The sequence below is a fragment of the Streptomyces sp. AJS327 genome, from assembly GCF_013450295.1.
Taxonomy (GTDB): domain Bacteria; phylum Actinomycetota; class Actinomycetes; order Streptomycetales; family Streptomycetaceae; genus Streptomyces.
Genome location: NZ_SKBR01000001.1, coordinates 2,295,001 through 2,318,702 on the forward strand (window position 1 = coordinate 2,295,001; position 23,702 = coordinate 2,318,702).

The 23,702-nt window shown below is 71.4% G+C and carries 19 protein-coding genes, 2 rRNA genes, 1 pseudogene and 1 riboswitch (1 of these 23 running past the window's edge); of the genes and pseudogenes, 17 read left to right on the forward strand and 5 right to left on the reverse strand.

Going from position 1 to position 23,702, the window contains the following annotated elements; genetic code table 11:
* The 12 genes from E0L36_RS09115 to E0L36_RS09170 form a co-directional block, all read left to right on the forward strand.
* Positions 1-1,041: ribosomal RNA gene (locus E0L36_RS09115) — 23S ribosomal RNA — on the forward strand (it extends 2,086 nt beyond the left edge of the window).
* A gap of 139 nt (positions 1,042-1,180) precedes the next feature.
* Positions 1,181-1,297 (forward strand): 5S ribosomal RNA (gene rrf / locus E0L36_RS09120).
* A 237-nt stretch (positions 1,298-1,534) separates the two neighbouring features.
* The gene (locus tag E0L36_RS09125; RefSeq protein ID WP_180928311.1) at positions 1,535-2,143 is read left to right on the forward strand and encodes a CDP-alcohol phosphatidyltransferase family protein; all 609 of its coding nucleotides are present in this window, start codon (positions 1,535-1,537) and stop codon (positions 2,141-2,143) included.
* Positions 2,144-2,253: 110 nt separating this feature from the next.
* Positions 2,254-4,749, forward strand: a complete 2,496-nt coding sequence (locus tag E0L36_RS09130) for a mannose-1-phosphate guanyltransferase (RefSeq protein ID WP_180928312.1) — start codon at positions 2,254-2,256, stop codon at positions 4,747-4,749.
* Between the two features lie 93 nt (positions 4,750-4,842).
* Entirely contained in the window at positions 4,843-5,751 is a 909-nt protein-coding gene (locus E0L36_RS09135) for a DUF881 domain-containing protein (protein WP_180928313.1), read from the forward strand.
* Positions 5,748-6,080 (forward strand): small basic family protein, encoded by a 333-nt coding sequence (locus tag E0L36_RS09140; protein WP_180928314.1) that lies wholly within the window; start codon positions 5,748-5,750, stop codon positions 6,078-6,080. The genes E0L36_RS09135 and E0L36_RS09140 overlap by 4 nt, the downstream gene beginning before the upstream one ends.
* A 5-nt stretch (positions 6,081-6,085) precedes the next feature.
* A complete protein-coding gene (locus E0L36_RS09145) occupies positions 6,086-6,973 on the forward strand; it encodes a DUF881 domain-containing protein (RefSeq protein WP_180928315.1) in 888 nt (295 codons plus the stop codon).
* A gap of 432 nt (positions 6,974-7,405) precedes the next feature.
* The gene (locus E0L36_RS28240) at positions 7,406-7,927 is read left to right on the forward strand and encodes an FHA domain-containing protein (protein WP_308416676.1); all 522 of its coding nucleotides are present in this window, start codon (positions 7,406-7,408) and stop codon (positions 7,925-7,927) included.
* A gap of 24 nt (positions 7,928-7,951) precedes the next feature.
* Entirely contained in the window at positions 7,952-8,755 is an 804-nt protein-coding gene (locus E0L36_RS09155) for a MerR family transcriptional regulator (RefSeq protein WP_258015940.1), read from the forward strand.
* A 9-nt stretch (positions 8,756-8,764) separates the two neighbouring features.
* Positions 8,765-9,238, forward strand: a complete 474-nt coding sequence (locus E0L36_RS09160; protein WP_180928317.1) for a bifunctional nuclease family protein — start codon at positions 8,765-8,767, stop codon at positions 9,236-9,238.
* A 211-nt stretch (positions 9,239-9,449) separates the two neighbouring features.
* Complete coding sequence (locus tag E0L36_RS09165; RefSeq protein WP_180928318.1) at positions 9,450-10,052, forward strand: MerR family transcriptional regulator; 603 nt, start codon at positions 9,450-9,452, stop codon at positions 10,050-10,052.
* Between the two features lie 105 nt (positions 10,053-10,157).
* Complete coding sequence (locus E0L36_RS09170; protein ID WP_180928319.1) at positions 10,158-11,558, forward strand: DNA polymerase IV; 1,401 nt, start codon at positions 10,158-10,160, stop codon at positions 11,556-11,558.
* On the opposite strand, the gene E0L36_RS09175 is transcribed toward E0L36_RS09170, so the two are convergent.
* The gene (locus tag E0L36_RS09175) at positions 11,522-11,854 is read right to left on the reverse strand and encodes a PRC-barrel domain-containing protein (RefSeq protein ID WP_219636490.1); all 333 of its coding nucleotides are present in this window, start codon (positions 11,852-11,854) and stop codon (positions 11,522-11,524) included. The genes E0L36_RS09170 and E0L36_RS09175 overlap by 37 nt on opposite strands.
* Before the next feature lie 180 nt (positions 11,855-12,034).
* A riboswitch (glycine riboswitch) is annotated at positions 12,035-12,135 on the forward strand.
* A 178-nt stretch (positions 12,136-12,313) separates the two neighbouring features.
* Here E0L36_RS09175 and gcvP point away from each other — a divergent pair.
* A complete protein-coding gene (gcvP, locus tag E0L36_RS09180) occupies positions 12,314-15,208 on the forward strand; it encodes an aminomethyl-transferring glycine dehydrogenase (RefSeq protein WP_180928321.1) in 2,895 nt (964 codons plus the stop codon).
* 105 nt (positions 15,209-15,313) lie between these two features.
* On the opposite strand, the gene E0L36_RS09185 is transcribed toward gcvP, so the two are convergent.
* Positions 15,314-15,505 carry a DUF5999 family protein gene (locus tag E0L36_RS09185; RefSeq protein ID WP_180928689.1) on the reverse strand — a complete coding sequence of 64 codons (192 nt, stop codon included), beginning with the start codon at positions 15,503-15,505 and terminating at the stop codon, positions 15,314-15,316.
* A 243-nt stretch (positions 15,506-15,748) separates the two neighbouring features.
* Entirely contained in the window at positions 15,749-16,360 is a 612-nt protein-coding gene (locus E0L36_RS09190) for a hypothetical protein (RefSeq protein ID WP_180928322.1), read from the reverse strand.
* A gap of 498 nt (positions 16,361-16,858) precedes the next feature.
* Here E0L36_RS09190 and E0L36_RS09195 point away from each other — a divergent pair, with 498 nt between their 5' ends.
* Positions 16,859-18,346: a glutamate--cysteine ligase gene (locus E0L36_RS09195; RefSeq protein ID WP_180928323.1), complete on the forward strand. Its 1,488-nt coding sequence runs from the start codon at positions 16,859-16,861 to the stop codon at positions 18,344-18,346.
* A 30-nt stretch (positions 18,347-18,376) separates the two neighbouring features.
* Here the strand turns inward: E0L36_RS09195 and E0L36_RS09200 are convergent.
* A pseudogene (locus E0L36_RS09200) lies at positions 18,377-20,182 on the reverse strand (substrate-binding domain-containing protein).
* Positions 20,183-20,476: 294 nt separating this feature from the next.
* On the opposite strand from E0L36_RS09200, the gene E0L36_RS09205 reads away from it, so the two are divergent.
* Positions 20,477-21,253 (forward strand): CPBP family intramembrane glutamic endopeptidase, encoded by a 777-nt coding sequence (locus E0L36_RS09205; protein ID WP_180928690.1) that lies wholly within the window; start codon positions 20,477-20,479, stop codon positions 21,251-21,253.
* Between the two features lie 28 nt (positions 21,254-21,281).
* Here E0L36_RS09205 and E0L36_RS09210 read toward each other — a convergent pair whose 3' ends face one another.
* Complete coding sequence (locus E0L36_RS09210; protein ID WP_180928691.1) at positions 21,282-21,494, reverse strand: hypothetical protein; 213 nt, start codon at positions 21,492-21,494, stop codon at positions 21,282-21,284.
* 467 nt (positions 21,495-21,961) lie between these two features.
* On the opposite strand from E0L36_RS09210, the gene E0L36_RS09215 reads away from it, so the two are divergent.
* Both E0L36_RS09215 and E0L36_RS09220 read left to right on the forward strand, forming a co-directional pair.
* Positions 21,962-22,432 carry a Clp protease N-terminal domain-containing protein gene (locus E0L36_RS09215; protein ID WP_180928692.1) on the forward strand — a complete coding sequence of 157 codons (471 nt, stop codon included), beginning with the start codon at positions 21,962-21,964 and terminating at the stop codon, positions 22,430-22,432.
* 12 nt (positions 22,433-22,444) lie between these two features.
* On the forward strand, positions 22,445-23,509 hold the full coding sequence (locus E0L36_RS09220; RefSeq protein ID WP_180928324.1) for a DMT family transporter: 1,065 nt from the start codon (positions 22,445-22,447) through the stop codon (positions 23,507-23,509).
* The last annotated feature ends 193 nt before the right edge of the window (positions 23,510-23,702 follow it).

Below are 23,702 nucleotides of genomic sequence, written 5' to 3' on the forward strand. Positions count from 1 at the left end.
CTTTTGGGGGTGGCGGGGCTGGGAACTTAAGCGCCAGTAAACGGCGGTGGTAACTATAACCATCCTAAGGTAGCGAAATTCCTTGTCGGGTAAGTTCCGACCTGCACGAATGGCGTAACGACTTCTCGGCTGTCTCAACCATAGGCCCGGTGAAATTGCACTACGAGTAAAGATGCTCGTTTCGCGCAGCAGGACGGAAAGACCCCGGGACCTTTACTATAGCTTGATATTGGTGTTCGGTTCGGCTTGTGTAGGATAGGTGGGAGACTGTGATATTGACGCGCCAGCGTTGGTGGAGTCGTTGTTGAAATACCACTCTGGTCGTGCTGGATGCCTGAACCTGGGTCCGTGATCCGGATCAGGGACAGTGTCTGGTGGGTAGTTTAACTGGGGCGGTTGCCTCCTAAAGGGTAACGGAGGCGCCCAAAGGTTCCCTCAGCCTGGTTGGTCATCAGGTGGTGAGTGTAAGTGCACAAGGGAGCTTGACTGTGAGACTGACGGGTCGAGCAGGGACGAAAGTCGGGACTAGTGATCCGGCGGTGGCTTGTGGAAGCGCCGTCGCTCAACGGATAAAAGGTACCCCGGGGATAACAGGCTGATCTTCCCCAAGAGTCCGTATCGACGGGATGGTTTGGCACCTCGATGTCGGCTCGTCGCATCCTGGGGCTGGAGTCGGTCCCAAGGGTTGGGCTGTTCGCCCATTAAAGCGGTACGCGAGCTGGGTTTAGAACGTCGTGAGACAGTTCGGTCCCTATCCGCTGCGCGCGGAGGAGTCTTGAGAAGGGCTGTCCCTAGTACGAGAGGACCGGGACGGACGAACCTCTGGTGTGCCAGTTGTTCTGCCAAGGGCATGGCTGGTTGGCTACGTTCGGGAGGGATAACCGCTGAAAGCATCTAAGCGGGAAGCCTGCTTCGAGATGAGGACTCCCACCCCCTTTGTGGGGTTAAGGCTCCCTGGAGATGACGGGGTTGATAGGCCGGATATGGAAGCCTAGTAATGGGTGGAGTTGACCGGTACTAATAGGCCGAGGGCTTGTCCGTAGGTGCTCGCGTTCACTGTGTGGTTTCTGAGACAACGACTATTCTTCTTTGTTTATTTTTGAAGAGTGTGTTGCGTGTTTTCCATGCCGATGTGGCTCATGCCCTTGTTTGTGGGGGTGGGTTGTTGGTGTGGGTGTGTTTCGGTGGTTATAGCGGTGGGGGAACGCCCGGTTACATTCCGAACCCGGAAGCTAAGCCTGCCAGCGCCGATGGTACTGCGAGGGGGACCTCGTGGGAGAGTAGGTCACCGCCGAACTTTGTGTGGTTGAGGCCCTGGAGGCTGGTGTGAGAGCACTGGTTCCAGGGCCTCTTCGCGTTTGGAGGATCTCCGGCTGTTCGCGGAACTGCGCCGTCTCGGCGGTGAGTTCGCCTCCGGGCCGGACCTCGTTCGTGTCCGGCTGGCATGACCGACCCTCGTGTGGGGTGTCCGCGGGGTGCCGGTAGAGTCATGGGGCATCGTCGTCGGCGCGCTACTCAACGGGGAGGCTCCCGGGTGGAGGTCCAGGAGGCAGAGGTCCAGACGGACCGGGTTTTCACCATTCCGAACATCCTGAGTATGGCTCGTCTCGCCGGTGTTCCCCTTTTCCTCTGGCTGATTCTCTGGCCGGAATTCAACGGGCCGAACTGCGATGGCTGGGCCCTGCTCGTTCTGGCGCTCAGCGGAGTGAGCGACTACCTCGACGGAAAGCTCGCCCGCCGCTGGAACCAGGTCAGCAACCTCGGCCGGATCCTGGACCCCGCGGCCGACCGGCTCTACATACTCTCCACCCTGGTGGGCCTCACCTGGCGCGACATCCTGCCCGTATGGCTGACCGCGGTGCTGCTGGCGCGGGAACTGCTCCTGCTGGTCATGGTGTGGGTGCTGGACCGGCACGGATACGCGCCCCCGCAGGTGAACTTCCTCGGAAAAGCCGCCACCTTCAACCTCATGTACGCCTTCCCGCTGCTCTTGCTCAGCGACGGGAGCGGGTGGATTGCGTCACTTGCTGCTATTTTCGGATGGGCGTTCGCTGGCTGGGGTACCACGCTGTACTGGTGGGCAGGGATCCTCTACGTGGTCCAGGTCCGCCGCCTCGTCCGGGCGGACGCAGAGGCCGACTGAGCTCGCCTTTCCAGCGTCGTAGAGGTTGGTTGCCCCCGCGGGAGAGCCGTGGGCCAGCCGGATGAGTGGAGTCGGTATCACCGTCGTCTCGCAAGGAGGACGCTTCCGACATGAAGGCCGTCGTGATGGCTGGGGGAGAGGGCACTCGGTTGCGCCCCATGACCGCGAGTATGCCCAAGCCCCTGCTGCCCGTGGTAAACCGCCCGATCATGGAGCACGTGCTGCGCTTGCTGAAGCGCCACGGGCTGACCGAGACCGTGGTGACGGTGCAGTTCCTGGCCTCTCTGGTCAAGAACTACTTCGGTGACGGCGAAGAACTCGGCATGGACCTCGCGTACGCCAACGAGGAGAAGCCGCTCGGCACCGCGGGAAGCGTCAAGAACGCCGAGGAGGCGCTGAAGGACGACTCCTTCCTCGTGATTTCCGGCGACGCGCTCACGGATTTCGACCTGACCGATCTCATCCGATTCCACAAGGAACGCGAGGCGATGGTGACGGTCTGCCTCACCCGCGTTCCCAATCCCCTGGAATTCGGCATCACGATTCTCGACGAGGAGGGCCGGGTCGAGCGTTTCCTGGAGAAGCCGACCTGGGGCCAGGTGTTCTCGGACACGGTGAACACCGGTATCTACGTCATGGAGCCCGAGGTATTCGACTACGTCGAGCCGGATGTTCCCGTCGACTGGTCCGGCGACGTCTTCCCGCAGCTGATGAAGGAAGGGAAGACGATCTACGGGTACGTCGCCGAGGGGTACTGGGAAGACGTCGGCACCCACGAGAGCTATGTGAAGGCCCAGGCCGATGTTCTGGAAGGCAAGGTCGACGTCGAGATCGACGGGTTCGAGATCTCGCCCGGTGTGTGGGTCGCCGAGGGGGCGGAGGTGCACCCGGACGCCGTCCTGCGCGGTCCGCTGTACATCGGGGACTACGCCAAGGTCGAGGCGGACACGGAGTTGCGGGAGCACTCCGTCATCGGGTCGAACGTCGTGGTCAAGAGCGGCGCTTTCCTGCACCGCGCCGTGGTGGACGACAACGTGTACATCGGTCAGCAGTCCAACCTGCGTGGCTGCGTGGTGGGCAAGAACACCGACATCATGCGGGCGTCCCGTATCGAGGACGGCGCGGTCATCGGGGACGAGTGTCTGATCGGCGAGGAGTCGATCGTCCAGGGGAACGTGCGGGTCTACCCGTTCAAGACCATCGAGGCGGGGGCGTTCGTCAACACCTCGGTCATCTGGGAGTCGCGGGGGCAGGCGCGCCTGTTCGGCGCGCGGGGCGTCAGCGGGATCCTGAACGTCGAGATCACCCCGGAACTGGCCGTTCGGCTGGCCGGTGCCTACGCCACGACCCTGAAGAAGGGCTCGACCGTCACCACGGCCCGTGACCACTCACGGGGTGCCCGGGCGCTCAAGCGCGCGATGATCTCCGCGCTCCAGGCCAGCGCCATCGACGTCCGGGACCTGGAGAACGTGCCCCTGCCGGTGGCCCGTCAGCAGACCGCCCGGGGCAGTGCGGGCGGCATCATGATCCGCACCACCACCGGCACCCCCGACTCCGTGGACATCATGTTCTTCGACGAGCGGGGAGCCGACCTCTCCCAGGCCGCGCAGCGCAAGCTGGACCGGGTGTACGCGCGGCAGGAGTACCGCCGGGCGTTCCCCGGCGAGATCGGCGATCTGCGCTTTCCGGCCAGCGTGTTCGACTCGTACACGGGGACGTTGCTGCGGGCCGTGGACACCACGGGGGTCGCGGAGTCCGGGCTCAAGGTGGTCGTCGACGCCTCGAACGGCAGCGCCGGGCTGGTGCTGCCGAGCCTGCTCGGACGGCTCGGGGTGGACTCCCTGACGATCAATCCCGGGCTGGACGAGTCCCGGCCGACGGAGACCGTGGAGAGCAGGCGGTCCGGTCTGGTGCGGCTGGGCGAGATCGTCGCCTCGGCCCGGGCGGCCTTCGGTATCCGGTTCGACCCGGTGGGAGAGCGACTGTCGCTGGTCGACGAGCGTGGCCGGATCGTGGAGGACCACCGGGTGCTGCTGGTGCTGCTCGACCTGGTCGCGGCGGAGCGGCGGAGCGGCCGGGTGGCGCTCCCGGTGACCACGACCCGGATCGCCGAGCAGGTGGCCGCCTACCACGGCACCCAGGTGGAGTGGACGACGACCTCGCCCGACGACCTGACGCGGGTGAGCCGTGACGAGACGACGGTCTTCGGGGGTGACGGCCGGGGCGGCTTCATCGTCCCGGAGTTCAGCTCGGTCTTCGACAGCACCGCCGCCTTCGTCCGCCTCCTCGGACTGGTGGCGCGTACGCAGCTGACGGTGAGCCAGATCGACGCGCGGATCCCGCGGGCGCACGTGCTCCTCCGGGACGTGGCAACTCCCTGGGCTGTCAAGGGACTTGTGATGCGCAGTGTGGTCGAGGCGGCCGGGGACCGCTGGGTGGACACCACCGACGGGGTGCGGGTGGTGGAGTCGGACGGACGCTGGGTGATGGTGCTGCCCGACCCCGCCGAGGCCGTGACGCACCTGTGGGCGGAGGGGCCGGACGACGCCTCCGCGCAGGCCCTGCTGGACGAGTGGTCGGCGGTGGTCGACGGCGCGGGGAAGTGACGGCGGCCCCCGGTCCGGGGGACCGTGCGCGCAACTCCCGCGCCCCGGCACACCGCTGGGCCCGTTCGGCGGACGCGACGGGCCCGTGCGACGATGTGCGGCATGCCGCAGCAGCCCCCGGACCGGAGTTCCCCTGGGCGTCCTCCGCGCCCTGACGCCTCCATGTCGCTGCTGAACAACGTCATGGACCACAGCCTCGACGAGGGCTACGCGCAGGCGGCGGCCAAGCGGGAGGCGGAGGGCCGCGCCGGCCTTCCGCGTACGCTGCGCGGGCGGCTCTGGCTGGCGGCCGGGCTCATCCTGGCGGCTCTCGTGGTCACCGTGGGCGCGGCCCAGGCGCGGATCGCCGCCCCCACCATCGCGCGGGAGAACGAAGAGCTGATCAAGCGGATCGAGGACGGCAACGCCGACGCGGACGCCCTACAGAAGCGGGTGGACAGCCTGCGGTCGACGGTGGACGCGCGGCAGCGCGAGGCGCTGGAGAAGCACGGCAGCGGACGAGCCGAGGTGACGGGCATGCTCTCCGGGGCGCTCCCGGTGAAGGGCCCCGGCATCAAGCTGGTGGTGGACGACGCGAAGGACACCAAGGACAGCGACACCGGTGGTCCCCGGGAGAGCAGCGGCTTCTCGGACACGGGGCGGGTCCGGGACCGCGACCTCCAGCGTGTCGTCAACGGGCTCTGGGCCTCGGGCGCGGAGGCGCTGTCCGTCAACGGCCAGCGGCTCACGTCCCTTTCGGCGATTCGGGCGGCGGGCGACGCCATACTGGTTGACAATAAGCCCCTTGTGCCGCCCTACACGATGCTCGCCGTGGGGCCGGGACAGCGGCTGAGTACCGCTTTCCAGGACAGCGCCGACGGACGGTACCTGCACGCGCTGCGGGAGAACTTCGGGATCGGCGCCAGTATTTCCGTGCAGGACGAGGTGAGGTTGCCTGCCGCGCCACGCCTCATCGTGCGCAGCGCCAAGCCCGCACAGACAGGAGAGGGCAGCACATCGTGATCGCGGTACTGGGTCTGGTGGTGGGAGTGGTGGCCGGACTCGTCGTCCGGCCCGTGGTGCCGACGGTGGTCGAGCCCTACCTGCCGATCGCCGTCGTCGCCGCCCTGGACGCGGTCTTCGGGGGACTGCGGGCCATGCTTGACGGGATCTTCGACGACAAGGTGTTCGTCGTCTCGTTCCTCTCCAACGTGGTGGTGGCGGCGCTGATCGTCTTCCTGGGCGACAAGCTCGGGGTGGGCGCGCAGCTGTCCACCGGCGTCGTCGTGGTCCTCGGCATCCGCATCTTCTCCAACGCCGCCGCCATCCGGCGGCACGTCTTCCGGGCGTGAGGCCGGTGAGCGACGAGAACCGGCTGCCGGGAGAGCTGCCCCCCGAGCGCCCCTCGAAGGGCGCGGAGCGGGGCGCGGACGGCGCGCCTGACGAGCCCGGCACGGAGCCTGGCACCGAGTCCGTCACCGAGCCCGGGGAGGGCGCGGCGGGCGACACCGCGGGTGGGGACGGCCTGACGGGACGCCAGCGGCTGCGGAAGGCGCTGTGGCCGCCCCGGGCGAGCCGGGCGCAGCTGATCGTGGCGCTGCTGCTGTTCGTCCTCGGTCTGGGTCTGGCCATCCAGGTGCGGTCGACGAGTGAGAACAGCGCGCTGCGTGGCGCCCGGCACGAGGACCTGGTGCGCATCCTGGACGAGCTGGACGACCGCACCAAGCGGCTGGAGGACGAGAAGCAGGAACTCCAGGGCCAGCGCACCGAGTTGGAGAACAGCTCGGACCAGGCCGAGGAGGCGCGCAAGCAGACGCGCAAGAAGGAGCAGCAACTCGGCGTGCTGGCCGGTACGGTCGCGGCGGAGGGGCCGGGTATCCAGCTCACCATCCGTGACGAGGGCGGGGCCGTCGAGGCTGACATGCTGCTTGACACCGTGCAGGAGCTGCGTGCCGCGGGCGCGGAGGCCATCGAGGTCAACGGCGTGCGGGTGGTGGCGAGCACGTACTTCTCGGACAGCGGGGGTGGCGTGCGGGTGGACGGCCGGAAGGTCGGGCAGCCGTACCGTTTCCAGGTCATCGGCAAGCCGCAGGATCTTGAGCCCGCGCTGAACATCCCCGGCGGGGTGGTGCAGACGCTCAAGAAGGAGCAGGCCACGGTGGATGTGGCACGCTCGGGGAAGATCACGGTTGACGCCTTGCGGTCCGCGAAGCGGCCTGACTACGCTCGGTCGTCATCGTCGTGACCAGACGGCAGGGAACGCAGGGGGTCGGCGGGTCCGTGGGGCACCGCATCGTGGAAACTGTCCACAGGCCACGGACGTTGTCTGGGCGTCCGTATCGGCCAATGAGAGTATCGAGGGTCTGTCCTGCCCCACGGGCGGGTCTGTTTCGTGCGAGGGGAATCGCCCGTGAGTTTTTTTGCGAAGTTGTTCCGCAAGGGCCGCCAGGAGAGCGGCGGCGGTGCCGCACGGCATCGCGCTCCCCGGCACGCTGACGCCCAGGGGAACGGTATGGGGGAGAACCCGGAGCGGCCGTTGTTCCGGGACGAGGTCGGTCCGTCCGGCCCCGGCGCCACCGATGGTTACGCAGCGGGCTCAGTTGACCCCGGAGCGTCAGGAAGCATAGGTTCCGACCAGTCAGCACAGGCGCGATCGGGCGGAGGACCTTCCTTGCCGGTGTGTAACAGGTGCGGGACCCGCGTCGCGGAGGCCAGCCGGTTCTGCTCCAACTGCGGTGCGCCACTCCGTGCCGCCGCCCCCGAGAGGTCCTCGGAGACCACCTCCACCATCTCCATCTCCGGGCTGGAGGCCTACGAGGCAGAGGTGACCGGCCAGCACCAGTCGCCCGTCCTCGCCCCGGAGGCCCAGGCCGCTGTGGACGCGCTGCCGATGGGTTCCGCGCTGCTCGTGGTGCGCCGGGGCCCCAACTCGGGCAGCAGGTTCCTGCTGGACGGTGAGGTGACCACGGCGGGGCGTCACCCGGAGAGCGACATCTTCCTGGACGATGTGACGGTCTCCCGGCGGCACGTGGAGTTCCGGCGGACCGCCGAGGGCTTCTCGGTCTCGGACGTCGGGAGTCTGAACGGCACCTACGTCAACCGCGAGCGCATCGAGTCCGGCGTTCCGCTGGGCAACGGGGACGAGGTGCAGATCGGCAAGTACCGCCTGGTGTTCTACGCGAGCTCTCGGGCGGCCTGACGCTTCTGAGAAAGGGCGGCGCACATGCGGCCGGACGGTGTCGACTCGATCACGGAAACCGACACCGGACCGGCCGCTTCGGTCAGTGTGGGGGCCGCCGTCGAGGCGCTGCGCGAGGAGTTCCCCGAGCTGTCGGTCACCGTCGTGCGCTTCCTGGAGGCGGAGGGGCTGCTGGGGGCCGAGCGGGCGCGGGACGCCCCCTGGAAGCTCAGCCCGGCGGCCGTGGGGCGGATCCGCGAGGTGCTGCGGCTCCGCCGGGATCAGGCGCTGCCGCTGGCGGCCATCCGGGCTCGCCTCGATGACGGGGGCGGCGTGCCGGTACTCCCCTCTCCCACCCCGGCTGAGGGCGGCGGCGTGGAGGCCGCGCCGCCTCCGGTGAGCCGCGCCGAGCTGCTGGCCGTCACCGGGGCGGACGAGCCCACGCTCACCAGATGGGAGGCGTACGGTCTGCTCGGCCCCCGAGGCGCGCTCACCGGCCCCGAGGAGGAGCCGGAATCGGACGAGTACGCGGCGGAGGATCTGGCGGTGGCGCGGCTCTGCGCCGAGCTGGGGCGGTACGGCCTGGAACCGCGGCACCTGCGCTCCACGAAGGCCGCGGCGGAGCGGATGGCCGGGCTGGTCGAGCAGGTCACGGCGCCGCTGAGGCGCGGTGGGGCCCGCCGCGAGGGCGAGCCCGGCGCGGCGGCGGCGAGGGAGCTGGCGGCGCTCTCCGCACGGCTGTACACGACGTTCCTCCATCGAGAGCTGGGGCTGACGGAGCGCGGTCGGTACACGGATGCCGACGCCGAAAGAGTGCCCGACTACCCAAACAGGCCGGGCAGCGCCTAGGGTTGCTGTGTGAATGAGCTCGACGTTGTGGGTGTCCGGGTTGAAATGCCCTCCAACCAACCGATCGTGCTCCTGCGGGAGGTGGGAGGCGATCGATACCTCCCCATTTGGATCGGCCCGGGGGAGGCGACGGCGATCGCCTTCGCCCAGCAGGGCATGACGCCCGCGCGTCCACTGACTCACGATCTGTTCAAGGACGTTCTGGAAGCAGTGGGGCAGGAGCTGACCGCCGTCCGCATCGTGGATCTGCGCGAGGGCGTCTTCTACGCGGAGCTGGTCTTCGCCAGCGGGGTAGAGGTGAGCGCCCGTCCGTCCGACGCCATAGCGCTGGCGCTGCGTACCGGGACGCCGATCTACGGCAGTGACGGAGTCCTGGACGACGCGGGGATCGCCATTCCCGACGAGCAGGAGGACGAGGTGGAGAAGTTCCGTGAGTTCCTGGACCAGATCTCGCCCGAGGACTTCGGTACCAGCAGTCAGTGAGCCGGCTCGCTGACGCGTTTCGGCGCCGTCCGGTGGCCGCTCGCGGACAACCTGGCAGCCGTTCCCGGCTGGGTCCGAGTCAAACCACACCTTGGGTGATTATCACTCGGCGTGCCGAAGGCGGCGATCGTTGACGCGCCCCGGGGGACTGCCTACCTTCGGTTGGGCAGGTTCCGGGGGCTGCCCGGAACGTGAAGGGACGGAGGTCGGCGTGACAGGCACCGGCGGCGATGGCCTGGTGGCGGGCGACTCCTCCCCGCTTCCCGAGCCCGCAGCGCAGACCCCCGTGCGGAGCGTGGAGGCGCCGGCGGACGCGTCGGAGGAGGTTGGCTACCGCGGCCCCACGGCCTGCACGGCGGCCGGTATCACCTACCGACAGCTGGACTACTGGGCCAGGACCGGACTGGTCGAGCCCAGCATCCGCCCGGCGCACGGCTCGGGGAGCCAGCGTCTCTACAGCTTCCGCGACATCGTCGTACTCAAGATCGTCAAGCGGTTGCTCGACACCGGGGTCTCCCTTCAGAACATCCGGACCGCCGTGCGGCATCTGCGGTCCCGGGGCGTCACCGACCTCGCGCAGATGACGTTGATGAGTGACGGGGCCACCGTCTACGAGTGCTCCTCGCCGGACGAGGTCGTCGACCTGCTCCAGGGCGGCCAGGGGGTCTTCGGCATCGCGGTGGGCGTCGTCTGGCGCGACGTGGCCGGGGCTCTCGCGCAGTTGCACGGTGAGCGTGTGGACACCGGCGAGGCGCTGCCCGGCGAGTTCCACCCCGGGGACGAACTCGCCAGACGCCGCAACCGGGCGGGCTGAGCGCCGCTCCGGGCTGGTTCCGGGCGATCACCCCTCCGCCGGAACGGCGGGCGTGGGCGCGGCCGGGGGTGCCACTGTCAGTGGCATACGGCACCATCGGCAGGTGTGAGAGGTGCCCCGACCATCCTGCATCTGGACATGGATGCCTTCTTCGCCGCGGTGGAGCAGGCGACCAAGCCCAGCCTGCGGGGGAAACCGGTCATCGTGGGCGGGCTGGGGCCGCGCGGGGTGGTATCCACCGCCTCGTACGAGGCCCGGCCCTTCGGCGTCCGCTCGGCCCTTCCGATGGCGCAGGCGCGGCGGCTGTGCCCGAACGCCGCCTACCTCTCCCCGCGCTTCGCGCTGTACCGGCGGCTGAGCGATGTGGTGATGGAGCTGCTGGCCGCGCTCTCCCCACTGGTCGAGCCGCTCAGTCTGGACGAGGCCTTCGTCGACCTGGAGGCCGGGACGGAACTGTCGGACGGGCGGGGGCCGCGGGAGGTAGGCGAGCGGCTGCGGGCGGCGATCCGTGCGGCGACCGGGCTCAGCGGATCGGTCGGGCTGGCTGGCTCCAAGATGCTCGCCAAGATCGCCTCGGAGCGTGCGAAGCCGGACGGTCTGGTGCTGATCGAACCGGGTACCGAGCGGGAACTCCTGGCGCCGCTCCCGGTGCGGACGTTGCCCGGTGTGGGACCGGCGACGGCGGAGACCCTGCGGCGCGCGGGCATCGCCACGGTCGGTGAGACCGCGGCGGCGGGGGAGGCGGAACTGCTGCGACTGCTCGGCAAGGCGCACGGCACCTCGCTGTACGCGATGGCGCACGGCCGGGACGACCGGCCGGTGGTGGCGGAGCGGGACGCCAAGTCGGTCTCCGTGGAGGACACCTACGACGTGGACCTCACTGACCGGCAGCAGGTCCAGCTGGAGGTGGCGCGGCTGGCCGGTCGCTGTGCCCAGCGTCTCCGGGAGGCGGGCCGTTCGGGGCGGACGGTGGTGGTGAAGGTACGCAGCTACGACTTCTCCACGCTGACCCGCTCGGAGACGCTGCGCGGCCCCACCGACGAGCCCGCGGTGATCCGGGAGTCAGCGGCCCGCCTGATCGACGGGGTGGACACCACGGCCGGGGTGCGGCTGCTGGGGGTGGGGGTGAGCGGGCTCGCCGACTTCACCCAGGAGGACCTCTTCGCGCAGGCCACGGCGGAGCGGGAGGCCGCCCCCGAGGCCGGTTCCGGCGAGGCGGAACCGGCCGGGGAGCGGGAGCGTGCCGAGCCCCGGGCGGAGCGGCGGTGGATTCCCGGGCACGACGTGTGGCACGCCCTGCACGGCCCGGGGTGGGTGCAGGGCAGCGGCCTCGGGCGGGTGACCGTCCGATTCGAGCACCCGGGATCGCCGCCCGGCCGGGTCCGTACCTTCCGGGTCGACGACCCGGAGTTGGAGGTGGCGGAACCGCTGATGCCGGTGGCCGCCGGTGACGGGCGCGGCGCGGAGGGTCAGTCCTCCGAGCCGGCTATGCGCCCGAAGTCCTGATCGGGCGGGTAGGTTTCGCCCTCCTCCTCGGAGGCGGGCACGTCCAGGCCGTAGTGGTAGTAGAGCTGTAGCTCCTGCTGGGGCGAGAGATGGGTGCCCACCCCGAAGTCCGGGGCCTCCTTGATGAGGGAGCGCTCGAAGGGGACGTGGAGCGCGTCGTCCACCAGTTCGCTGGGCTCCAGGGGCACGAAGGCGTCGCGGCTGAACAGCCCGGTGCGCACGGCCGCCCACTCCGGGTCACCCGTCGCGTCGTCCAGGTACACCTCGTCCACGGTGCCGATCTTGGCGCCGTGCATGTCCAGTGCTCTTCTGCCGATCAGGCTGCGGGGATCGATGTCTGTCCGCACGGGTCCTCCACTGCGCTGGGTGCTACACCGGTTCTCCCTCAACGAAACGGCACTTTGCCGTGGCTGGCCACTCGGGCGAACGGCCTGGTCCCACCTGGCGTTCTCGCTGGTAGTCTCAGGAACGGCTGTCGACCCCGTGCGGGAGAGTGCCCTGGCGCGTATGTGGCCGGGGACGCCGAAGGAGCAAATCCTCCCCGGAATCTCTCAGGCTCACGTACCGCGCGGGTGAGGTCACTCTGGAAAGCAGGCAGGGCTGAGGCTGCGGCTGACGCCCTCCTCACCGACGGTGCAAGCTGACCGGCTGTACGTCGCGGTCTGGCGAAGCTCTCAGGTTGAGATGACAGAGGGGGAGGCCGTCCTGGCACCCACCGGTGCCCTCGAAGGTCACAGGACCAGGAGGCCCCGACGATGACCGCCCCTCGCATGCCCCTCACCGAACTGGAGCGCGGCACCCCCTTCGAGCAGCGTCACATCGGACCGGACCCGGCGGCGCGCGCGAAGATGCTCGCCCAGGTCGGATACGGCTCGCTGGACGAACTCACCTCCGCCGCCGTCCCGGGCACGATCCAGAGCGACGAGCCCCTGCGGCTTCCCACGGCCCGGACCGAGGCCGGGGTGCTGGCCGAACTCCGCGCGCTGGCCCGCCGGAACCAGGTGCTCCACCCCATGATCGGCCTGGGGTATCACGGCACCGTCACCCCGCCGGTGATCCTCCGCAACATCATGGAGAACCCCTCCTGGTACACCGCCTACACCCCGTACCAGCCGGAGATCTCCCAGGGGCGGCTGGAGGCGCTGCTCAACTTCCAGACCATGGTGTCGGATCTGACCGGGCTGCCCACCGCGGGCGCCTCCCTGCTGGACGAACCGACCGCGGCGGCCGAGGCGATGGCGCTGTCCCGCCGGGTCGGCAAGGTCAAGGAGGGCGTGTACCTGGTCGACGCGGACTGTCTGCCGCAGACCGTCGCGGTGCTGCGCACCCGCGCGGAGCCGACCGGGGTGGAGGTCGTGGTGGCCGACCTGTCCGAGGGGCTGCCGGACGAGGTCGCGGAACGCGGGGTGTTCGGGGTGCTGCTCCAGTACCCGGGCACCTCCGGTGTGGTCCGTGACCACCGCGCGGTCGTCGAACGGGCCCACGAACTGGGCGCGGTGGTCACGGTGGCGGCCGATCTGCTGGCCCTGACCCTGCTCGTCTCCCCGGGTGAGCTGGGCGCCGACATCGCGGTGGGCTCCAGCCAGCGCTTCGGTGTCCCGATGGGCTTCGGCGGCCCGCACGCCGGGTACATGGCGGTGCGCGAGAGCTACGCGCGCAACCTCCCCGGGCGGCTGGTCGGGGTCTCGAAGGACGCCGACGGCGTCCCGGCCTACCGGCTCGCGCTCCAGACCCGGGAGCAGCACATCCGCCGGGAGAAGGCGACCAGCAACATCTGTACCGCCCAGGTGCTGCTGGCGGTGATGGCCGGGATGTACGCGGCCTACCACGGCCCGGAGGGCCTGGCGGCGATCGCCCGCCGCACCCACCGCTACGCGGCGCTGCTCGCCGAGGGGCTGCGCGGCGGCGGCGTCGAGGTGGTGCACGGCGCGTACTTCGACACGCTGACCGCCCGGGTGCCGGGCCGGGCCGCCGAGGTGGTGCGCGCGGCGCGGGAGGCGGGGGTCAACCTGCGCGAGACGGACGCCGACCACGTCGGGATCTCCTGTGACGAGACCACCGGCCGGGAGCAACTGGCCGTGGTCTGGGGCGCCTTCGGGCTGCGGGCCGAGGAGATCGACATCGCGCGGCTGGACGCGGAGACGCCGGACGCGCTCCCCGCCGAACTGCTGCGCGCCGACGAGTACCTCACCCACCCCGTCTTCCACGCGTACCGGTCGGAGACGGCGATGCTCCGCTACCTGCGCCGTCTCGCCGACCGGGACTACGCGCTGGACCGCGGCATGATCCCGCTCGGCTCGTGCACCATGAAGCTGAACGCCGCCGCCGAGATGGAGGCCGTCACCTGGCCCGAGTTCGGCGCGATGCACCCCTTCGCGCCGCTGGACCAGGCGGAGGGGTACCTGACGCTCATCCGGGAGCTGGAGGAGGGGCTGGCCGAGGTCACCGGCTACGACCGGGTCTCGCTCCAGCCCAACGCGGGCTCCCAGGGGGAGCTGGCGGGGCTGCTGGCGGTCCGCGCGTACCACCGGGCCAACGGTGACGAGCGGCGGAACGTCTGCCTGATCCCGTCCTCCGCGCACGGGACGAACGCGGCCAGCGCGGTCATGGCGGGCATGCGGGTCGTCATCGTCAGGACGGGGGAGAACGGGGACGTCGATCTGGCGGACCTGCGCGCCAAGATCGAGCAGCACCGGGAGGCGCTCTCCGTCCTGATGGTCACCTACCCCTCGACGCACGGGGTGTTCGAGGAGGGCATCACCGAGGTCTGCGCGGCGGTGCACGACGCGGGGGGCCAGGTCTACGTGGACGGCGCGAACCTCAACGCGCTGCTGGGGCTCGCCAGGCCCGGCCGGTTCGGGGCGGACGTCTCGCACCTCAACCTGCACAAGACCTTCTGCATCCCGCACGGCGGCGGCGGGCCGGGCGTGGGGCCGATCGGGGTGCGGGAGCACCTGGCGCCGTACCTGCCCAACCACCCGCTCCAGCCGGAGGCGGGCCCCGAGACCGGTATCGGGCCGGTGTCCGGGGCGCCCTGGGGGTCCGCGGGCATCCTGCCGATCTCCTGGGCGTACGTCCGGCTGATGGGCGGCGCCGGGCTGCGGGAGGCGACGCAGGTCGCGGTGCTCGGCGCCAACTACGTCGCCAAGCGGCTGGAGCCGCACTACCCGGTGCTGTACACGGGCCCGAACGGCCTGGTCGCCCACGAGTGCATCATCGACGTGCGGCCCCTGACGAAGCGGACCGGGGTGAGCATCGACGACGTCGCCAAGCGGCTGATCGACTATGGCTTCCACGCGCCGACGATGTCCTTCCCGGTGGCCGGGACGCTGATGATCGAGCCCACGGAGAGCGAGGACCTGGCGGAGCTGGACCGCTTCTGCGCGGCGATGATCGCGATCCGGGCGGAGATCGACAAGGTCGGATCGGGGGAGTGGGGCCCGGAGGACAACCCGCTGCGCAACGCGCCGCATGTGGTGGCCCAGCTGACGCGGGAGTGGCCGCACCCTTACGGCCGCGAGGAGGCGGTCTTCCCGGGTGGGGAGCAGGCGCGGGACAAGTACTGGGCGCCGGTGCGGCGGATCGACGGGGCCTACGGCGACCGGAACCTCGTCTGCTCCTGCCCGCCGGTCGAGGAGTACGAGGGCTGAGCCTCACGGGAGCGAACACGGATCAGGGCCGGTGCGGCGGACGCCGGGCCGGCCCTGGTGTGGTCGCGCTGGAGCCCACCGGACGGTGCCGGTGGAGGTGCCGGATCAGGCCGCGATGGTGAGCGGCCGGTGCGGAGCGATGATCTGGCCGTCAGGCAGCAGCTCGCCCGTGTCCTCGAAGAGCAGGACGCCGTTGCACAGCAGGCTCCAGCCCTGCTCGGGGTGGTGCGCCACGGGGCGGGCCGCCTCGCGGTCCGCGGACTCGGCGCTCGGGCAGGTGGGCTGGTGCTGGCACATCGCAGTGGTCTTCCGTCGTGTGGTGTTGTCCTTGTCGCGGCTGGTTCCGGGTTCCATGGCCGCCCCCCGATTCCCTCGATGGTGTCCCCAGTCTTCCCCCGCGGACGGAATTCCGCAGGGATTTCGCGTCAGCTGTTCTCTTCTGGCAAGACGCGTCACCCTTGCGGACGGTTGCCAGCCGGGGGGTGCCCGTCGGGGGAACGGATGAGCGGGCCGCCGGAGCGGCCGACGGCCCGCCCGGCGTCAGGCGGGGGTGCTCTGCAGCCGGGCCGCGGTCAGTCTGCGGCTGAGCCGGGGCAGCAGGGCCGAGGCCCGCTGCGGCTGGTGGGCGACGAGGCCCGGTGGCGTGGGGGCGAGCGGTATCAGCAGGTCAGAGGGGGCCGGACCGGTCCGCTCGGCCGGTGGCTCGGGGCTCTGCTCGCCGCCGCGCAGCCAGAGCGTCACCATGTACAGCTCGGGCACGGAGAGCAGTCGGGGCTCACAACGTCCACCCGCCGGAGCCGCCGAGGCGAGGGCTTCGGCCTGACGCAGCGCCCGGAGGGCGGAGGCGGTGTACGGGCCGCCGGAGAACCCCGCGCAGATCCAGCCGTCGGCGGCCGGCACGGCCTCGGCGCTGCCCGCGCCGGTCCCGTCCGGCGCCCCGGGCTCGTGGAGCAGGAACCGCCAGCCGGTCAGCGTGGTGCTCGGCGGTCCCGCCTGCCGCGCGATGCCCGTCAACTCGTGGACGGCCAGGGCGGATCCGACCCGTGGCGGGTCGGTGGTGGCGGGACCTCCGCCCCTCCCGGCGCCCGTGGCGAGCGCGGCGCGGACGGCGTGCAGGGCGGCGGCGGGGGGCTGGGGAACGTGCAGCGGCATGGCGGGTCGCCTCTCACTCCGGAGACAGGGTGATGCTCGGCGGGGCGCGGACGGCGCTGTCGGCGTGGGGAAAGGCCGCGAAGAATGCGGCGGGCGTCGACGGTTGGCGGCCAGTCTGCCCAGGTCTCTGCCTCTCAGCGGAGTTTATACGAACTCTGTTCGAGTCAGGTTTCCGCTAGCTTCTCCCCCGATTCTTCACAAGTCGGGATCCGGACCTGATTTCTGCGGCATTTCTCCACATTCGCACGGGAGTTGCTCCGCTCGGCCCGTCTCCGGCGCGGATGACGGTCAGCCGGAAAACGCCGGTTTCCGGGAGCGGCCGGGTGTGCGGCAGGCGCCGGAGGGGGCCCGACCGCGTATGCCGGGGGAACGTGCCGGGCCGCATACACCGGTCAGGTTAATGGCGAACGGGCTCCAGGAACAGTCACCGCAGGCGTTACGGACGACCGCTCAGGGCATCATGCGTGCACGGCCGGCACCGCTGAGAAAGGAGCCCCGATGGGTCAGAAGGTCGTGGCTGACCGGTTCGACATATCCGATCGCCAGCGGTACCGGCGGAAGTTGAGGAGGTGTCTGACGGGTCTGGAACGGCTGCTGGCCGAGGGACGGTTCGACACCCCGCGGGATCTGATGGGCCTGGAGATCGAGTTGAATCTCGCGGACTCCGCGGGACAGCCCCGGATGATGAACGCGGAGGTTCTCGACCGTATCGCGAGCCGTGATTTCCAGACCGAGCTCGGCCAGTTCAACCTGGAGGTCAACATCGTTCCGCACCGGCTCACCGGGCGGGTGTTCGACCAGCTGGCCGAGGAGCTGCGCACCGGACTGGGGTACGCGGACCGGCAGGCGCGCGAAGTCGCCGCGCGTATCGTCATGATCGGGATTCTGCCGACGCTCACCGCGCGCGACCTGGTGCTGGACAACCTGACCGTCGCCGACCGGTACGCCCTGCTGAACGGGCAGATCATGGCCACGCGTGGAGAGGAGATCCAGCTCGACATCGCCGGGGTGGAGCGGCTGACGTGCACCTCGGAGTCGATAGCCCCCGAAGCCGCCTGCACGTCCGTGCAGTTGCACCTTCAGGTCACCCCGGGCCGTTTCGCGGACGTGTGGAACGCCGCCCAGGCGGTGACCGGCCCGCAGATCGCGCTGGGCGCCAACTCGCCCTTCCTGTTCGGCAAGGAGCTGTGGCGGGAGTCCAGACCCCCGCTGTTCCTCCAGGCCACCGACACCCGCCCACCCGAACTCCGCGCCCAGGGCGTGCGGCCGCGCACCTGGTTCGGGGAGCGCTGGATCGACTCCGCGCACGACCTGTTCGCGGAGAACCTGCGCTACTTCCCGGCCCTCATGCCCATCTGTGGCGAGGAGGACCCGCTGGAGGTGCTCGACCGCGGGGGCGTCCCCGCGCTCTCCGAACTCGCCCTGCACAACGGCACGGTGTACCGGTGGAACCGGCCGGTGTACGACGTGGCGCGCGGGGTGCCGCACCTCAGGGTGGAGAACCGGGTGTTGCCCGCCGGGCCCACGGTCACCGACGTACTGGCCAACACCGCCTTCTACTACGGGCTGGTGCGGGCGCTGGCCGACCAGGAGCGGCCGGTGTGGACCCGGCTGTCCTTCGCCGAGGCCTCGGCCAACTTCGACGCGGCCTGCCGCCACGGCATCGACGCCGAGCTGTGCTGGCCGCGCAAGGGTGGACTGGCCCGGTTGCCCGCGGTGCGGTTGGTGACCGAGGAGCTGCTGCCGCTCGCGTACGCCGGGTTGGACGCCTGGGGCGTCGAACCCGCCGACCGTGACCGGTATCTGGCCGTGATCGAGGGGCGCTGCCGGCGGCGGACCAACGGCGCCTCCTGGCAGGCCGCCGCCTACCATCGTGCCGTCGACGCCGGACTCCACCGGGAGAAGGCGCTGGCCGCCGTCGTCCGTGGCTACTGCGAACTGGTCGACAGCGGGCAGCCGGTGCACACCTGGCCGCTGGACCCCTAGCGGGGAGCCGGGCCGGGAGGGGGCGGACGCTCAGCGTCCGCTGCCCGCCGCCATGATGGCCTTGAGGATCACCTCGTGGATGTCGGCGGGGTCGTTGCCCCGGTGGGCGGAGCCCCCGGTCACCTTCACGATCTCGGCGCAGGCGTCCCGGTCCGCGTCGGGCCCGACGGCGATGGCGATCAGGGGCGGGGGCGCTCCGGATCCGCCAGCCGTTCGAGCCTCGCGGTGAGCTGTTTCCGGGAGACGCCGCCCGGATCCTCGTTGGCACCGTCGGTGACGAGGACCAGGGCGTTGGACCTGCCGCGCGCGTAGCCCTCGCGCGCCGACCGGTACGCGGCGAGCGTCGTGTCGTAGAGGCCGGTGGCGCCGCCGGGGATGGGGGCCATCCGGCCGAAGGCGCCGATCAGCCGGTCCCGGTGGGTGGAGCCGTCGTCGCCCCGCTCGACGAGCCGCCGGGTGGGGACCAGCTCGCGGTGGTCCCGGGAGCCCCGCGGTCGCGAGGCGAACTCCCAGAGACCGACCTCGTCCCCCGGAGTGAATCGCGAAAGCCCCTGAACCAGCGAGGACTTGGTGACGTCCATCCGGTTCTGCCCGGGGCGGCCCGCGACCGGAGCCGCCATGGACGCGGAGGCGTCGACGGCGATGGTGAACCGGGCGCTCTGGTCCGTGACCGTCCACATGCCCAAGGCGCTCCGCAGCTGTCGCGCGGTGGGCGGGCCGCCGGGGTCGACGTCGTGCGGCTGCGGGTCGCGGCCCCCGGCCCGCCGCGTGACGGCCGGGTCCGCCTCGCCCCCACCGGACCGGAAGCCGTGTCCGGCGAGCGTACGGCGGCCGTCCGCGCCGCCCAGCAGGGTCTGGAGACGCACCGCGGCGCGCGCCTCCGCGGTGCTGAGCCGGGCGTCGTCGACGAGCGTGAAGGGGTGGTCGAGCTGGGCCACGCCGTCCCGCGGGTAGAGCAGCCGCAGGCGGGGCACGCCCCCGGGCTTCCGGTTGTGCTCGTGGGCCGCCCGCTCGGACAGGAGCAGCGGCCTGGTTCCGCTGCGGGTTGCCCAGCTCGGCGCCGGAGGTGTCGCGCGGCAGCGTGGCCAGCACCTGGGAGTCGCCGGGCGCGGTGCGTTCGGCGAGCCGCTGCGCGGCCGCGGCGGCCGCCGTGCCGGAGTCCGCGCCGCCCGCCGCGTCCACCGAGCGCTGGATGCGGGTGAGCGCCAGCAGGCCGGTCGCGCTGCGGGCCGGGTCGGCGCCACCGAGCCGCGGTTCGCCGTCGGTCGTGGTGGCGGCGGCGATCTCCGCCCAGCTCAGCCGTTTCCGGGGCCAGCTCAGGGCCCTCGTGGCCGAGGGCACGGCGGCGAGGGTCAGCGGGGTGCTGGCGATGGTGCCCAGGTTCTCCAGCTCCGGTGCCTGGCCGGAGCCCTCGGCGCGGTCCACCCAGAGGCTGGAGTCCGGTATTCACACCTCGTAGGGGGCCGTGCCGTTCCGGCCGCTCCGCCGCCCGCCGTGTGCCCGTGAGTCCGCGACCTCGGATCCCGTCCGCTCGCTGACCCGGGCCCGGAGGCAGCGGCCGTCCGAGACGGCGCCGTCCCGCTCGGCGCGGTCGGCCACGGCGCGGACGGCGGGAGCCACGTCCGGGGACGCGGCGACGCGCAGGGTGACGGTGCCGCCCGCGCAGTCGTCGCCGAAGGGCGGCAGCCCGGTGCGCTCCGCGACGAGGGCCCCGGGGCCGAGCGCCGCGACGAGCGTCACGGCGAGGACGATCCGGCGGCGGCGTGGGGCCCTGGGGGAGCGGGCGGTGGGGGCATCGGGTGGGCCGGGGAGCCGGGGCGGACTCCGGCGTGCCATGGTGTGTAGCGCCTCTCCTTGCTGCCGGGTCTGCCTGGGCTGGCGGGGCGTGGAAGAGCGAGACGCGGCGTCCGGCGTGCGCGGCCCTCCCCTCGGAACGTCGCACGTGATCTCCCCGGTGTCCTGCGAGACCTTAGCGTGGGGTGGTGGCGATGACACAGGATCGTTGTCGCACCGAAGTCAACGACTCCCAGAGGAGGGACCGTGGGGCTGGCCGAGCGACCGGACGTCGAGAGTGGTGCCGCGAACAGCGCGCCGGAGCGGGCCAGCGCGGCGCCCCCCGCCGCCCCCGAACTGGCGCTGGCCGAGCCCCGGCACACGCGGACGGTCCTCCGGGGGGAGCTGCTGCTGGTGCTCGCGCTCTCGCTGGGCGCCAGCGCGATCTCGGCGCTGATCAGTTTCACGGGCGCGCTGACCGCGCCCGGCGGACTGGCCGGGCAGTCGGCGAACCTCAACAGCTCACGCGCCCCGGACCGCCCCTGGCTGGACCTCGCCTGGCAGCTGTTCGGTATCGGCACCGCCCTGGTGCCGGTGGCCCTCGTGGCGCATCTGCTGCTGCGCGAGGGGGCGGGCGGGTTGCGGGTGCTCGGCCTCGACCGGCTGCGGCCCCGGGGCGACCTGGGGTTCGGGGCGCTGCTCGCGGCGGCGATCGGCGGCAGCGGACTCGCCTTCTACCTCGGGGCGCAGGCCGCCGGGTTCAACCTGACGGTGGTGCCGGAGTCGTTGCCCGAGGTGTGGTGGAAGTTCCCGGTGCTGGTGGCCTCCGCTGTGCAGAACTCGGTGGTCGAGGAGGTCATCGTGGTGGGCTATCTGCTGCGCAGGCTCGACCAGTTGGGCTGGGGGCCGATGGCCGCGCTCGCGGCCAGCTCGCTGCTGCGCGGGTTGTACCACCTCTACCAGGGGATCGGCGGCTTCGTCGGGAACATCGCGATGGGGGTGGTGTTCGTCTGGCTGTACCGGCGGTGGGGACGCGTCGCCCCGCTGGTGGTGGCGCACGCGCTGATCGACGTCGTGGCCTTCGCCGGGTACGCCCTGCTCGCGGGGAAGGTGGGCTGGCTGCCCACCGGGTGAGCGCCGTCGCGACGGCCGGGCGGCGGTCTCACTCCCCGCACGGGCGGCCGGGGCCGGGCCTCCGGTCGAGCGCGGACAGCCGCCAGATCTCGGCGGCGTCGAAGGAGTCGAGGGCGCGGGGTAACGGCAGTTCGTCGTGGCAGTGGAAGGCGGCCCAGAACAGATCGCCGGGGAGGGCGTCGCCCGGCGCGTACACCCGGTACACGTACTGCCGGCCGTCGATGCCCAGCAGGGCCACCATCCAGCAGTCGTGCGCGGTGCGGGCGGCCATCGGCTCCTCGCTCCTCGCGGGCGGACGCGGGATGGGTAGTGCTCCCCCCGGGGGGAGACGCGGAACGGCGGCTTACGGTTGCCTTCCCGGGCCACCCTGTTCCCTCCCGGTACCAGGACCACGGCAGTCCCGATGGCGGGACCACGTATCCGGTTCTCGCCGGGCGTACGGGCGTCCGGAGCCGCCTGCCCGGAGCCATCCTCGTCACCCCGGCCGCGTCCGGGGTGGGCCGCCCGTCCCGCCCCGGGCGGTGCCTCCTTCTCAGGGAGGAGGCGGAAAGCGGGGGTCCACGACCCTGGTTGGAGGCGCATATGCCACGGGGTGGCGATGTTCGGAACCCTGGCGTGTGGTGTGGTGGTCGTGTGCAGAAGCGTTCACCTTTCAGTCGGCCCGCCGGTGACGGCGCTGACGACCAGCTCAGCGAGCAGGTGACGTTCATGGTCTCCGCGGCGCGCAGGCGCGCGGCCCGCGACGGGGACCGGCAGATCGACACCGCGCACCTGCTGCACAGCCTCTTCGAGTCCGACCGCGCGGTCTGGGACCTGCTGGAGGGCGGAAGTCCCCAGGTGGGGCGGCTGCTCGGCTACCTGGTCCAGCGCAGCGTCGGCTACGGGCTGCGCTGGCAGGGCACCGTCGAGGACTCCGGCGCCGTCCCGGAGGTGGCCGACCAGCCGGGCGGGGTGCCCGGACTGTCGCCCAGCGCGGCGGCCGCCCTGGCGGTGGCTCGGCAGTGCGCGCGGCGGCGGGGCGCTGACGCGGCCGAGGGCGCCGACCTGTTCGTCGGTCTGCTCTCGGACCCGGACTGCCGGGGCGCGGAGGTGCTGCGGCACGCCGGGGTGGACACCGAGCGGCTGGCCACCCGCCTCCGTGTCAGGGGTACGAGCGGTGACACTCCTGACGGTGCTTGACATGATGCCCTCATGCGTAACGCCACTCGCCCGGCACGCCCCGTGGGGCTGCCGCTCGCGATCCTGTCCGCCCTCGCCTTCGGCGGCTCGGGGCCCGCGGCCAAACCCCTGATCGAGGCCGGACTCGACCCCCTCCACGTGACCTGGCTGCGCGCCGCGGGCGCCGCGCTGCTCCTGCTCCCCCTCGCCTGGCGGCACCGGGCGCTGCTGCGGGAACGGCCCGGGCTGCTCGCCGGGTTCGGGCTGCTCGCCGTGGCCGGTGTCCAGGCGTGCTACTTCGCCGCGATCTCGCGGATCCCGGTCGGTGTGGCGCTGCTGATCGAGTACCTCGCGCCCGCGCTGGTCCTCGGCTGGGTGCGGGTGGTCCAGCGGCGCCCGGTGAGCCGGTCGGCGGCGGTCGGCGTGGTGCTGGCGGTCGGCGGGCTGAGCTGTGTGGTCGAGGTGTGGGCCGGGCTCCGCTTCGACCTGGTCGGGCTGCTGCTGGCGCTGGGCGCCGCCTGCTGCCAGGTGGGGTACTTCGTCCTCGCGGACCACGGCAGTGGGCACGGCGGGCGCCAGGACCGGCCCGCCCCCGACCCGGCGGGGGTGATCGCCTACGGGATGCTCGTGGGAGCGCTGGTCCTCACCGTCATCGCCCGTCCCTGGTCGATGGAGTGGTCGGTGCTGGCGGGTGAGGCCGAGATGGACGGTACGGCGCTGCCCGCCGTCCTCCTGGCCGGATGGCTGATCGTGCTCGCCACGGTCCTGGCGTACCTCACCGGAGTGGTGGCGGTGCGGAAGCTGTCCCCGCAGGTGGCCGGGGTGATCGCCTGTCTCGAAGCGGTGGTCGCGACGGTGCTGGCCTGGGTGCTGCTCGGGGAGCACCTCTCGGCGGCGCAGGTCGCCGGGGGCGCGGTCGTGCTGCTCGGGGCCGCCGTCGCGCAGCGTTCGGCGTCCGGGGCCTCCGGCGGCCGCCGAGCCGTCCGCCGGGGCGACCCGTCCGGCGGCGGAGCGGCGGATCCCGGGGCGGCCGGGGACGGGGCGGGCCCCGAGACGGCCGGGGACACGGCGGCGGACAGCGGCTCCGTCACCCGCTGAGCGCGCACCGGACCGCGGGCCGCCGCGCACCAGGGTGGGGAACGCGGCGGCGCCGCACGCGCGCCGTTGCCCGGCTCGTCTCGCCAAGTGCCCTGCCGTTGGGGCCTGTTGACCGAGTGGGAGGTCGCCCTCGCCGGGGCTGGCCGGTACCCGCGGGCGGTTCGGGCCGGTGCCCCGCCCGGCGTCCCGTGAT

Coding starts and splice junctions, on each gene's coding strand:
- E0L36_RS09175 (WP_219636490.1), bottom strand. CDS start 11,854: ATGCACGGCGCCAAGATCGGCACCGTGGACGAGGTGTACCTGGACGAC.
- E0L36_RS09220 (WP_180928324.1), top strand. CDS start 22,445: ATGCGTAACGCCACTCGCCCGGCACGCCCCGTGGGGCTGCCGCTCGCG.
- E0L36_RS09185 (WP_180928689.1), bottom strand. CDS start 15,505: ATGTGCCAGCACCAGCCCACCTGCCCGAGCGCCGAGTCCGCGGACCGC.
- E0L36_RS09130 (WP_180928312.1), top strand. CDS start 2,254: ATGAAGGCCGTCGTGATGGCTGGGGGAGAGGGCACTCGGTTGCGCCCC.
- E0L36_RS09215 (WP_180928692.1), top strand. CDS start 21,962: ATGGTCTCCGCGGCGCGCAGGCGCGCGGCCCGCGACGGGGACCGGCAG.
- gcvP (WP_180928321.1), top strand. CDS start 12,314: ATGACCGCCCCTCGCATGCCCCTCACCGAACTGGAGCGCGGCACCCCC.
- E0L36_RS09210 (WP_180928691.1), bottom strand. CDS start 21,494: ATGGTGGCCCTGCTGGGCATCGACGGCCGGCAGTACGTGTACCGGGTG.
- E0L36_RS09195 (WP_180928323.1), top strand. CDS start 16,859: ATGGGTCAGAAGGTCGTGGCTGACCGGTTCGACATATCCGATCGCCAG.
- E0L36_RS09155 (WP_258015940.1), top strand. CDS start 7,952: ATGCGGCCGGACGGTGTCGACTCGATCACGGAAACCGACACCGGACCG.
- E0L36_RS09135 (WP_180928313.1), top strand. CDS start 4,843: ATGTGCGGCATGCCGCAGCAGCCCCCGGACCGGAGTTCCCCTGGGCGT.
- E0L36_RS09190 (WP_180928322.1), bottom strand. CDS start 16,360: ATGCCGCTGCACGTTCCCCAGCCCCCCGCCGCCGCCCTGCACGCCGTC.